The 12,654-nt window shown below is 64.7% G+C and carries 10 protein-coding genes; 9 read left to right on the top strand and 1 reads right to left on the bottom strand.

Annotated features, from left to right (window positions below; translation table 11 throughout):
* The first annotated feature begins 165 nt into the window (after window positions 1-165).
* The 9 genes from BLR63_RS10740 to folD all read left to right on the top strand — a co-directional run bounded on the left by BLR63_RS10740 (window position 166) and on the right by folD (window position 11,113).
* Entirely contained in the window at window positions 166-612 is a 447-nt protein-coding gene (locus tag BLR63_RS10740; protein ID WP_010566670.1) for a dimethylamine monooxygenase subunit DmmA family protein, read from the top strand.
* Window positions 609-1,538 carry a PDR/VanB family oxidoreductase gene (locus BLR63_RS10745; protein WP_010566669.1) on the top strand — a complete coding sequence of 310 codons (930 nt, stop codon included), beginning with the start codon at window positions 609-611 and terminating at the stop codon, window positions 1,536-1,538. The genes BLR63_RS10740 and BLR63_RS10745 overlap by 4 nt, the downstream gene beginning before the upstream one ends.
* An 11-nt stretch (window positions 1,539-1,549) precedes the next feature.
* Window positions 1,550-2,566, top strand: a complete 1,017-nt coding sequence (locus tag BLR63_RS10750; protein ID WP_010566668.1) for a heme-dependent oxidative N-demethylase family protein — start codon at window positions 1,550-1,552, stop codon at window positions 2,564-2,566.
* Window positions 2,567-2,593: 27 nt separating this feature from the next.
* Complete coding sequence (locus tag BLR63_RS10755) at window positions 2,594-3,724, top strand: aminomethyltransferase family protein (RefSeq protein WP_010566667.1); 1,131 nt, start codon at window positions 2,594-2,596, stop codon at window positions 3,722-3,724.
* Window positions 3,725-3,755: 31 nt separating this feature from the next.
* Window positions 3,756-4,622, top strand: a complete 867-nt coding sequence (purU, locus tag BLR63_RS10760; RefSeq protein WP_010566666.1) for a formyltetrahydrofolate deformylase — start codon at window positions 3,756-3,758, stop codon at window positions 4,620-4,622.
* 20 nt (window positions 4,623-4,642) lie between these two features.
* Entirely contained in the window at window positions 4,643-6,010 is a 1,368-nt protein-coding gene (locus tag BLR63_RS10765; RefSeq protein ID WP_010566665.1) for an NAD(P)-binding domain-containing protein, read from the top strand.
* 13 nt (window positions 6,011-6,023) lie between these two features.
* Window positions 6,024-8,333: a DUF1989 domain-containing protein gene (locus BLR63_RS10770; RefSeq protein WP_042947316.1), complete on the top strand. Its 2,310-nt coding sequence runs from the start codon at window positions 6,024-6,026 to the stop codon at window positions 8,331-8,333.
* A 92-nt stretch (window positions 8,334-8,425) separates the two neighbouring features.
* A complete protein-coding gene (locus BLR63_RS10775; protein ID WP_010566663.1) occupies window positions 8,426-10,105 on the top strand; it encodes an APC family permease in 1,680 nt (559 codons plus the stop codon).
* Between the two features lie 63 nt (window positions 10,106-10,168).
* On the top strand, window positions 10,169-11,113 hold the full coding sequence (folD, locus tag BLR63_RS10780; RefSeq protein ID WP_081480387.1) for a bifunctional methylenetetrahydrofolate dehydrogenase/methenyltetrahydrofolate cyclohydrolase FolD: 945 nt from the start codon (window positions 10,169-10,171) through the stop codon (window positions 11,111-11,113).
* 66 nt (window positions 11,114-11,179) lie between these two features.
* Here folD and BLR63_RS10785 read toward each other — a convergent pair whose 3' ends face one another.
* The gene (locus BLR63_RS10785) at window positions 11,180-12,505 is read right to left on the bottom strand and encodes an ammonium transporter (RefSeq protein WP_010566661.1); all 1,326 of its coding nucleotides are present in this window, start codon (window positions 12,503-12,505) and stop codon (window positions 11,180-11,182) included.
* Window positions 12,506-12,654 lie beyond the last annotated feature (149 nt).

Genomic DNA, 12,654 nt, shown 5'->3' on the forward strand with positions numbered 1-12,654 from the left:
TCTCGTTGCTGAGCGTTGCCGGAAGACCAGCAACTTCCATGCCCCGAACGGGGGGGCGGCAAGGCTTATCTCCAAAGGCATAGCCCTTTTTCCAGATTGAGAAGATTTTCCCCGTAGGAAACTATCTCTCCCAACAGGAAACAAAACGCACTTTGGAGAGCCCGCATGACGCACACCCACAACCGCCCCATCGTGGTGATGCAATCAGCAACCGTCCCCACGGAGGTTGTCGCCGAACTGGACAACCCGTTGCTGCTGAGCGGCGAACAACCCGACTTTGCCCGGCGCTTGCAACAGGCATTGGCCAGCGCCACGGTGGGCTGTCGCCTCTATCTGCTGGGGGATGAAGCGTTTGTCTGGCGCATTCACGCCGAGGCCCGCGCCGCCGGCCTGGAAGACGACGAGATCAACGTGACCTGCACGACGCCGGGCTTGCGCCAGGTGTATTGCGCCCATTGCGGGCTGACCCAGACCGCCGGCCCGGAGCCGCTGTTGAACTGCATCGGCTGCAACGTCGGGCTGGAAGTGCGCACGCATTTTTCCCGGCGCCTGGGGGCTTACCTCGGCGTGTGCGGCAATCCCGACCAGCCTTACGCGGGGTTCCAGCCATGAGCGCCGCCCTCGAGGTCCGGGTCAGCGCGGCCAGAATGCTCACGCCGGTGGTGCGCGAGTTCACCCTCAGCGCCTGCAACGGCGCCCTGCCCGCTTTCTCGCCTGGCAGCCACGTCCAGGTGCATCTGCCGCTGGCCGAGGGCACGGTGCGCAATGCCTATTCGCTGACCGGCGACCCGGCGGACACCCGCGACTACCGCATCGCCGTGCGCCTGCAGGACTCATCCCGTGGCGGTTCGCAATACCTGCATCAGCAGGTGCAGGTCGGCGACACCTTGCGGATTTCGCCGCCGGCCAATCTGTTTGCGCCCCATGGCACCGCACGCCTGCACATCCTGATCGCCGCCGGCATCGGCATCACGCCGTTCATGGCCTATATCGCCGCGCTGGAACAGCAGCAGGCCGATTTCGAACTGCATTACCTGTTCCGACCGGGCCTGAGCGATGCCTACCTCGATGAACTGCAACAGCGCCTCGGCCCGCGCCTGCATGTCTACGCGCAACGCCCGGAGCTGAACCGCATCCTCGCCAACCGACCGCTGGGCAGCCACGTCTACACCTGTGGCCCGCAAGCCTTGCTCGAAGCGGTCGAGCACCACGCCACACGCCTCGGCTGGCCGCGCAAGCGCGTGCATTCGGAAGCCTTCAAAGGCGCGCAACCGGGCCAACCGTTTGACCTGCACCTGGTGCGCAGTGACCGGCACCTCCACGTCGAGGCCGAGCAGAGCCTGCTCGAAGCCCTGGAACACGCGGGCCTGCAAGTGCCCAACCTGTGCCGTGGCGGGGTCTGCGGCCAGTGCATGACGCGCCACCACGGCGGCGCCATCGAACACCGCGACAGCTTCCTCAGCCCGGCCGAGCAGGCCGAATTTCTGATGCCCTGCGTCTCGCGCGGCACCGGCCCCTGCGTTTCGCTGGACCTATAGGAGTGAGTGCCATGCCCCTGCAATCGAGCCCTGTGCTGAGCTATCGCGACGACTTCAGCTTTCGCAACAGCCCGGCGGCGATCCGGCGTTTTCCCTTCCCGTTTATCGAGGACAACTATCGCTACTCGGTGAACATCGAACCGGCCACCTCCCGTGATCCGGGTTCCGTGTATGAGCATGCCTTCGACATCGACGAGCACTACCGCTCGGAAATGGCCGAACGCGCGCTGATCCTGGACAACGACCCGCGCCGCTACCTGGTGATGCCGCACATGCAAGCGGCGGCCTGGGATGCGCTGCAAATGCTCATGGAAAACCTCGCCGCCGACTACCCGCAGTGGTTCAGCCTGGACCGCGACGGCGACCGCTGGCACTGGCGCAATCACCTGATGCCGATCGACCAGCACTTTATCTTCGGCGATGCCACCAGCCTGCCCTGCGCACCGCTGGAATACATCGGCCGCCAGGTGCAGGGAGATTTCGCCCTGCTCGACCAACGCGACGACGACCTGTACATGGACGCCGGCCTGGTCACCAGCCCGGCCGACTGGTCCCTGGCGTTCGACGCCGGCATGAGTTTCAAGCAGTGGCACGCACCGGTGCCCATGGCCCACCAGATGGGCGTGTTCGACCGTGCGCTGAAGTACCTGCTCAACCTGCAGGCCGGCCAGCCGGTACGGCGCCTGAATTGGACCCTGACCATCAACCCGCGCCTGGATTCGTCGCCGGAAACCTTCCACCAATGGGGCGCCGATCGCGGGCGGATCACCGCGCAGAACGTCGGCCAACAGGTGCACCTGCGGGTCGAGCTGCAAGTGATGGCGCGCCTGCCGCGCAGCAACGCGGTGATGTTCAGCATTCGTACCTACCTGATCAGCCTGAACGAACTGGTCACCCACCCCGGCTGGGGCTGCCGCCTGCACCGCGTGCTGCGCGACCTGCCCGACGCCATCGCCGACTACAAGGGCATGACCCGCTATCGACAGACCCTGGTGGAGTGGCTGAGCCAATTCGATCCACTTGCCTGACCTTCTTTTCCCGACAAGGAGCATCACATGACCCACTCCTGGCGTATTTCTGCATTGGCCGAGCGGCACCGCGCCCTCGGCTCGAACCTCGAAGACTGGAACGGCATGGGCACCGCCTGGACCTACAGCAGCCCGCTGGCCGACCACCACGAAGCGATCCGCACCCGCGCCGGCCTGATGGACGTGTCAGGCCTGAAAAAAGTCCACTACGTCGGCCCGCACGCCGAAAGCCTGTTGCAGTGGGCTACCACCCGCGACATCGCCAAGCTGTATCCGGGCAAATCGGTGTATGCGTCGATGCTCGACGAGGACGGCAAATTCGTCGATGACTGCATCGTCTACCGCACCGGGCCCAACGCGTTCATGGTGGTGCATGGCGCCGGCACCGGGCATGAAATGCTCGTGCGCTCGGCCCAGGGCCGCCAAGTAGCGGTGCTGTTCGACGACGATATGCACGACCTGTCGCTGCAAGGCCCGCTGGCGGTGGATTTTCTCGCCGAGCACGTGGCCGGCATCCGCCAGCTGCCGTACTTCCATCACCTGCAAACGCGCCTGTTCGAGCGCCCGGTGATGATCTCCCGCACCGGCTACACCGGCGAGCGCGGCTACGAGATTTTCTGCAAGGCCGCCGACGCCCCGTTCCTGTGGGACAGCATCCTCGAACAGGGCGCGAGCCTGGGGATTATCCCCTGCGCCTTCACCGCCCTGGACTGGCTGCGGGTGGAAAGCTCGCTGATGTTTTTTCCCTATGACAACTCGCAGATGTACCCCTTCGCCGACCAGAAGGCCGGCGACACCCTGTGGGAAATGGGCCTGGATTTCACGGTTTCACCCGGCAAACAAGCGTTCCGTGGCGCCGAAGAACACCTGCGCCTGCGTGGCCAGGAGCGCTTCAAGATCACCGGCGTGCTGCTCGACGGCGTGCGCCCGGCCGAGGCGGGCGACACCGTGTGGCAGGGCAATCAGCAAGTCGGGGTGATCACCTGCGGCATGTATTCGCGCCTGAGCAAACGCTCGATGGCCCTGGCGCGCATGAACGTCGCCTGTTCCGTCCCCGGCATTGCGTTGCAGGTGCGCGGCAGCCTCGAAGTCAGCGCCACCACCCACGCCCTGCCCTTCGACGACCCGGAAAAAACCAAGCGCACGGCCAAGGGCTGAGCCTTTCTTCCCTCTTACTCAGGAGCCATCGATGGACGCCTCCAGCGAACATTACATTCTCAAGATCACCTGCCCGGCCGCGTCCGGGATCGTCGCCGCGATCAGCGCCTGCCTGGCCCGCCAGCAGTGCTACATCAGCGAGCTGGCGCAATTCGACGACGAGTTCACCGGGCAATTTTTCATGCGCGCGGTGTTCCGCTTCAACAAGGGCATCGACGGCGAGATCAGCGACGTGCGCAAAGGCCTGGGCGAACTCGCCGGCGGCTTCGACATGCACTGGCAGTTGTTCAGCTCGCGCCAGCCGACCCGCGTGCTGCTGATGGTCAGCAAGTTCGACCATTGCCTCACCGACCTGCTCTACCGTCACCGCAAAGGCGAGATGGACATGACCATCACCGCCGTGGTCTCCAACCACCTGGACCTGCGGGCGATGGCCGAGCGTGAAGGCATCCGCTTCATCTACCTGCCGATCACCAAGGACACCAAGGCCAGCCAGGAAGCCGAACTGATGCGCATCGTCGAAGACACCCAGACCGACCTGGTGGTGCTCGCGCGCTACATGCAGATCCTGTCCGACGGCCTGTGCCAGCAACTCTCGGGGCGGGCGATCAACATTCACCACTCGTTCCTGCCCGGTTTCAAGGGCGCCAAGCCCTATCACCAGGCCTATGACCGTGGCGTGAAGCTGATCGGCGCCACCGCCCACTACGTCACCAGCGACCTCGATGAGGGCCCGATCATCGAGCAGGAAATCCAGCGCGTCGACCATACCCACCTGCCCGATTCCCTGGTCGCCATCGGCCGCGACACCGAAACCGTGGCGCTTTCCAAAGCCCTGAAATACCACCTGGAACACCGGGTGTTCATCAACCACGACAAGACAGTGATCTTTCGCTGAAACCCTCAGGAAGCACGCTCATGACTCTACGTGTAGCAATCATCGGCGCCGGCCCATGTGGCCTGGCCCAACTTCGCGCCTTCCAGTCGGCCCGCGACAAGGGCGCCGACATTCCCGAACTGGTGTGCTTCGAAAAGCAGCAGGACTGGGGCGGTATGTGGAACTACACCTGGCGCACCGGCCTGGACGAAAACGGCGAGCCGGTGCACGGCAGCATGTACCGCTACCTGTGGTCCAACGGCCCCAAGGAATGCCTGGAATTCGCCGACTACACCTTTGAAGAACATTTCGGTCGGCCTATCGCCTCATACCCGCCCCGCGAGGTGCTGTGGGACTACATCAAGGGCCGCGTGGAAAAGGCCGGCGTGCGCGATTACATCCGCTTCAACAATGTGGTGCGCCAGGTCACCTTCGACGAACAGACCCAACGCTTCACCGTGTATGCCCACGACTACACCCACGACACCTTGACCTGTGAAGAATTCGACTACGTGATCAACGCCTGCGGCCACTTCTCCACGCCCAAGGTTCCGTACTTCGAGGGCTTCGAGCAGTTCGCCGGCCGTATCCTGCATGCCCACGACTTTCGCGAGGCGCTGGAATTCAAGGACAAGGACCTGTTGATCGTCGGCAGCAGCTATTCGGCCGAGGACATCGGCTCGCAATGCTACAAATACGGCGCGCGCAGCATCACCAGCTGCTACCGCACCGCGCCCATGGCCTACACCTGGCCGGACAACTGGGAAGAAAAACCGCTGCTGCAGCGCCTGGAAAACAACCGCGCGTTCTTTGCCGACGGCAGCAGCAAGCACGTCGACGCGGTGATCCTGTGCACCGGCTACAAGCACCACTTTCCGTTCCTGCCGGATGAACTGTGCCTCAGGACCGACAACCGCCTGTGGCCGATGAACCTCTACAAAGGCGTGTTCTGGGAACCCAACCCGCGGCTGATCTACCTCGGCATGCAGGACCAGTGGTACTCGTTCAACATGTTCGACGCCCAGGCCTGGTATGCCCGCGATGTGATCCTCGGGCGTATCCAGTTGCCCAGCCAGGCCGAGATGATCGCCGACAGCCAGCAATGGCAGGCACGGGAACTGACCCTGGAAACCAATCAGGAGATGTTCGAGTTCCAGGGCGCCTACATCCAGCACCTGGTGGACGCCACCGACTACCCGAACTTCGACATCGCCGCCGTCAACCAGACCTTCCTGCACTGGAAGCATGACAAGGCGGAAAACATCATGGGCTATCGCGACAAGTCCTACCGCTCGCTGATGACCGGCACCCAGTCGCCACCGCACCACACCCCGTGGTTGCAGGCCCTGGACGATTCGATGGCGGCGTACCTGGGCGAGCCGGTGACGCCCATCAAGTCGGTCGGCTGAGCGGGTGGCCATGATGAATGCTCCGCGTGTTTCCCACCCGCGAGAACCCGGGCTGTTCGCCCGGGCGCCGAACCTGGAACGCTACCGCGTGGCCGCCGGCGGTGTGACCCTGGTCGACCTGCAGCCCGGCGACGGCCTGCAGGTGATCGACCTCGAAGGCCGGCAGACCTGCGAACTGCTGGCCCTCGACGCCAGCGGCCGCAGCGCCCTGGCGAGCTGGGGGCTGAGTGGCTCGAGCGCCTGCCGCGTGCCCTCGCGCATCGGCCAGGCGCTCGCGCGGCGCGGCATCGCCCCGCATGCGTTGCCCCTGGCCGCCACGCTGTGGGACGACGACAGCCCGCCCGGCCACACCCGGCAGTTTGTCGCCCATGACCGCCTGCTGGTAATCGTCGCCGCCCCGGCCGGGCCCACCGCCGTCGACCGCCAATACCGGCCCAGCGAACTGCGCCTGCTGGTGACACGGGCCAATCCGTCGGCGTTGCTGGTGCCGGCCCTGCCCGAGCCGTTGGGCGAGGTGCTGGACGAGTTCACCCTGCGCGCCGGCACGGCCCATAGCTACACCGTCGCCAAGGGCCAGTACGTGCAGGTACTGGACGTCGCCGGGCGCCAGTGCTCGGACTTCGTCGCCCTCGACCGTCGTGCCCTGGATCGCGGCGTGGAGCTGGACCTGGACCAGACCGTGACGCGCACCCTCAACGGCAGTGCCTACCCGGCGCCGGGGCTGTTTTCGAAGTTTTTCGACCGCCAGATGCAACCGATGCTGGAGGTGGTGCAGGACACCGTCGGACGCCACGACGCCTTCGCCCTGGCGTGCGCGGCGCGCTACTACGAATCCCATGGCTATTTCGGGCACGACAACTGCAGCGACAACCTCAACCGCGTACTCGCCCCCTACGGCGTGCAGGCGCGCAACGGCTGGCCGGCGATCAATTTCTTCTTCAACACCGGCATCGATGCGCACCAGCAGATGACCCTGGATGAGCCGTGGTCGCGGCCCGGCGACTATGTGCTGCTGCGGGCCATGACCGAATTGGTGTGCGGCAGTACCTCGTGCCCGGATGACATCGACCCGGCCAATGGCTGGAACCCGACCGATATCCATGTCCGTATCTACAGCGAGAAGGAGCGTTTTTCTATCGCCATGAGCACTCGAACCACGGCCGATGCCGACCCGATACTGACCCGTGAGACCGGGTTCCACTCACGCACCAGCGCCCTCACCGGCAGCTTCATCGACTACCGCAACTGGTGGCTGCCGCTGCGCTACGACGGTTATGGCGCCACCGAGGAGTACCTCGGCTGCCGCGAACGCGTGGCGGTGATGGACCTGACCGCCCTGCGCAAATTCGAGATCATCGGCCCCGACGCCGAAGCCCTGTTGCAATACTGCCTGACCCGCGACGTGCGGCGCCTGGCGGTGGGCCAAGTGGTCTACTCGGCGATGTGCCACGAGCACGGCGGCATGCTCGACGACGGCACCCTGCTGCGCCTGGGCCCGGACAACTTCCGCTGGATCTGCGGCGAAGACTACGCCGGCGTGTGGCTGCGCGAGCAGGCGCAAAAACTAGGGATGAAGGTGTGGGTCAAGTCCGCCAGCGAGCAGATTCACAACCTGGCGGTGCAAGGGCCGCGCAGCCGCGAGCTGCTTCAGCAGATGGTCTGGACGCCGCCCACCCAACCGGGCGTGGACAGCCTCGGCTGGTTCCGTTTCCTGGTCGGGCGGCTGGACAGCTTCGAGGGCTGCCCGCTGATGATTTCGCGCACCGGCTACACCGGCGAACTGGGCTTCGAGGTGTGGTGCCAGCCCGAAGACGCCGAACGGGTGTGGGACCGCATCTGGCAACTCGGCCAACCCTTGGGCCTGGTGCCCCTGGGCCTGGAAGCCCTGGACCTGCTGCGCATCGAAGCCGGGCTGATTTTTGCCGGCTACGAGTTCAGCGACCAGACCGACCCGTTCGAGGCCGGCATCGGCTTTTGCGTGCCACTCAAGAGCAAGACCGATGATTTTATCGGGCGCGATGCCCTGTTGCGGCGCAGCGCCCATCCCAGCCACAAGCTGGTCGGCCTGCAACTGAGCGGCAACGAGGCTGTGCACCATGGCGACCCGGTGTACCACGGCCGGGCCCAGGTCGGGGTCATCACCAGTGCCTGCCGCTCACCGTTACTGGCCAGCAATATCGCGCTGTGCCGGCTCGACGTGAGCTGCGCCGAGCCCGGCACCCTGCTTGAGATTGGCAAAGTCGATGGCCTGCAGAAGCGCATCAGCGCCACGGTCAGCGCAGCGATTTTCTATGACCCGGACAAGAGCCGCGTGCGTAGCTGATCGACGTCTTGCTCACTTTTGACTGCCCACACCCGCACCTGTTGGAGCTAGTCCTACGGGTACCGTTCTAACTCAGACATGGGAATACGAAGATGGAAGCGACGACGTTCGAGGCTGTACCGCAGGCTGCCAGCTCAGTGGGCAGCCTGCACCGCAAGATCGATTGGCGCGGTGCATTCTGGGTCGCCAGTGGCGTGCCCGCGCTGGTGCTGTTCTCCATCGGCGCGATTGCCGCCACGGTGGGCAAACCGGCCTGGATCGTATGGATCGTGTCGATCCTGTTCGGGTTTATCCAGGCCTTCACCTACGCCGAGATCGCCGGGCTGTTCCCGCACAAGTCCGGCGGCGCCTCGGTGTACGGTGCGGTGGCCTGGGTGCGCTACAGCAAGTTGATCGCGCCGGTGTCGGTGTGGTGCAACTGGCTGGCCTGGTCGCCGGTGCTGTCCATCGGTTCGGGGCTGGCGGCGGGGTATATCCTCACCGCGCTGTTTCCCGCCGATGCGTTGATCAACACCTGGCAACTGACCCTGCTCGACCTGGGTTGGGTCAAGACCGGCCTGTCGTTGCGCATCAACGCCACCTTCGCCATCGGCATGTTGATCCTGCTCACGGTGTTTGCCGTGCAGCATGGCGGCATCCTGCGTTCGGCGCGGCTGACCCTGGTGCTGGGCGTCACCTCGCTGATTCCGCTGTTGCTGGTGGGCGTGGTGCCGCTGTTCACCGGGGACGCGGCCCAGGCCAACTTCCTGCCGCTGTACCCCCTGGCCCATGACGCGGCCGGGCAAGTCATCGACGGCCCGTGGAATATTTCCGGCTGGTCGTTGATGGCCGGCGGGCTGTTCATGGCCGCGTGGTCCACCTACGGCTTCGAAACGGCGGTGTGCTACACCCGTGAGTTCAAGGACCCCAAGCGTGACACCTTCAAGGCGATCTTCTACGCAGGCCTGCTGTGCATCCTGGTGTTCACCCTGGTGCCCCTGGCGTTTCAAGGCAGCCTCGGACTCGGCCAACTGGTGACCCCGGCGGTGCTCGACGCCAGCGGCGCGGTGGTGACACCGGCGGTGTACAGCGGCCTGCTGTCGCCGGCGATCTACAGCGGCATGGGCGTTGGCCAGGCGATGGCCGACAGCATCGGCGGCGGCAAGGTGGTGGCCAATATCGTGCTGATCATGCTGGTGCTCGCCACATTGCTGGCGATCATGACCTCAATGTCCGGCTCGTCGCGCACCTTGTATCAGGCCTCGGTGGACGGCTGGCTGCCCAAATACCTGGGGCGCACCAACGAACACGGCGCACCCACGGCGGCGATGTGGACCGACCTGTCGTTCAACCTGCTGCTGTTGCTGATGTCGGACTATGTGTTCGTGCTGGCGGCCTCCAACGTCAGCTACATCATCTTCAACTTCCTCAACCTCAACGCCGGCTGGATCCATCGCCTCGACCGCCCCGACTGGGTACGCCCGTACAAAGCCCCCACCGTGCTGCTCGCGGCCGGCGGCGTGCTGAGCTTCGTCAACCTGGCCTGCATGGGCCTGGGTGCGGATATCTGGGGCGCGGGCACGCTGGTCACCGGCTTGCTCCTGGCGCTGCTGATCCTGCCGGTGTTCTGTTACCGCCATTACGTGCAGGACAAAGGCCGCTTCCCCGCCGCCATGCTCAGCGACCTGCATATCCAGGACGATGACGGCCAACGCCGCGCCGGCTGGCTGCCCTACGCCACGCTGATCGCCGGCGTGCTGGTGGTGTATGCCTGCCATCAACTGGTAGCCTGATTGCCCTGGGCTGCCTACCGCTGAGGGATTTATCCCTCAGCTCCCCTATTTCTCCAGACAACGGTGACGCTTTTGACCAGCACACGCCCCACCCTTGCCCGCGATATCGACGGCAAGGCCATCTCCGCCCAGGTTCTCGACGAGGTTCGCGAAGAAGTCCTGCAGCTTGCCACCCAACACATTTATCCGGCCCTGGCCGTGGTGCTGGTGGGCGACGACCCGGCCAGCGAAGTGTATGTACGCAACAAACTGCTGCGGGCCAAGGAAGTCGGGATCCGCTCCCTTGAATATCGGCTGCCGGCGGACACCAGCCAGGCGCAAGTGCTCGACCTGCTGGCCGAGTTGAACGCCGACGCGTCGGTCAACGGCGTGCTGGTGCAGTTGCCGCTGCCGGCGCACATCGACGAGGCGGCGGTGATCCATGGGATTGACCCGATCAAGGACGTGGACGGTTTCCACCGCGAGAACGTCGGCGGCCTGGTGCAAGGCCTCGAGGTCCTCACGCCGTGCACGCCGAGCGGCTGCATGCGCCTGCTGCATGAAACCTGCGGCGACTTGAGTGGCTTGCACGCGGTGGTGATCGGTCGCTCGAACATCGTCGGCAAACCGATGGCGACCCTGCTGTTGCAGGCCAACTGCTCGGTCAGCGTGGTGCACTCGCGCAGTGTCGATGCACCGGCGTTGTGCCGTTTGGCCGACATCGTCGTCGCCGCCGTGGGCCGCCCGCAGTTGATCGATGCCAGCTGGCTCAAACCTGGCGCGGTGGTGATCGACGTGGGGATCAACCGCATCAATACCGAGACCGGTACGCGGTTGGTGGGCGACGTGGACTACGCCAGCGCCCGCACCGTGGCCAGCGCGATTACGCCGGTGCCAGGGGGGGTGGGACCGATGACCATTGCCTACCTGCTGAAAAACACCCTGGTGGCCAGCCAGTTGCAACGCAGCAAGGCAAATGTGGGAGGGGGCTTGCTCCCGATGGCGGATGAACAGCCAGCTTATCTGTAGCTGACCCACCGCTATCGGGAGCAAGCCCCCTCCCACATTTTGAGCTGCGTTTACTCAGGGGGAAGATCAGTGGTTGTAGGCGCGCTCGTTGTGCTCGGCCAAGTCCAGGCCCATCTCTTCCACGGACTCATGGGCACGCAGGCCGACCAGGGCGTTGACCACTTTGAGGATGATCCAGCTGACCACGAAGCAGTACACCGTGGTCAGCAACACCCCTTTGATCTGGGCGACGACTTGGCCACCCATGGTCACGCCTTCCACCAGGCCGCCCATGGACGGTACGCAGAACACACCGGTGAGCACCGCGCCGATCATGCCGCCGATGCCGTGCAGGCCGAATACGTCGAGGCTGTCGTCGTAGCCGAAGCGACGCTTCAACACCGTTACGCTCAAGTAGCAGAACACCCCGCACAGCAGGCCGATGGCCAACGCGCCGCCGACGCCCACATAGGCGCACGCCGGGGTGATGCCCACCAGACCGGCCAACGCACCGCTGGCCAGGCCCAGGGCGCTGGGTTTGCCGACCTTGAACCACTCGGTGAACATCCAGCCGAGAATCCCCGCACAGGCGCCCAGTTGGGTGTTGAGCATGACAATCCCCGAGGTGCCGTTGAGGCCGCCGCCGGAGCCGATATTGAAGCCGAACCAGCCGACCCAGAGCATCGCCGCGCCGGCCATGGTCAGGCTCAGGTTATGGGCGGGCATCGGCGTGTTCTGGTAGCCCTTGCGCTTGCCGAGGATCAGGCACGCGGCGAGTGCGGCCACACCCGCGTTGATGTGCACGGCGGTGCCGCCGGCAAAATCGAGCACGCCCCAGTTATGCATCAAGGCCCCCGAACCGCCCCAGACCATATGCGCCACCGGGGCGTACACCAGGGTGAACCAGACGGCCATGAACAACAGCGCCGCCGAGAACTTCATGCGCTCGGCAAAGGCGCCGGCGATCAGCGCCGGGGTGATGATCGCGAAGGTCATCTGGAAGGTCACGAACACGCCTTCAGGAATATCCCCCACCAGGCTCGCGGGGGTCATGCCCGCCAGGAACGCGCGGCTCAAGCCACCGACAAAACTGTTGAAAGTCACCTGCCCTTCGACCATGCCCGTGGTGTCCACCACCATGCTGTAGCCGTAGATCACCCACAGCACGCCTACCAGACCGGCGACGCCAAAACACTGGGTGAACAGCGAGAGCATGTTTTTCGCCCGGACCAGCCCGCCGTAGAACAGCGCGAGCCCCGGCAGGCACATGAACAGCACCAGCACGGCGGCGGTGACCATCCAGGCGGTGCTGCCGGTGTTCAACGTGGGTGCATCGGCGGCCTGGGCCAAGGGTGCGAAGGCACTGGCGGCCAATAAGCCGAAGAGGGATTTGCCGAGAAGACGATTGATCATGTTCAAAGCTCCTGCAAAAGATAGGGGAGATGCTTGTAGGAGCGAGGGGGACGCCTAGTTCTTGCTCGCGAAAAACGTCCAGGCAACGCGGACATCCAGGATGACCGCGTTATCGTTAACGACCTTCGCGAGCAAGCTCGCTCCTACAG

The organism is Pseudomonas extremaustralis, from assembly GCF_900102035.1.
Taxonomy (GTDB): domain Bacteria; phylum Pseudomonadota; class Gammaproteobacteria; order Pseudomonadales; family Pseudomonadaceae; genus Aquipseudomonas; species Aquipseudomonas extremaustralis.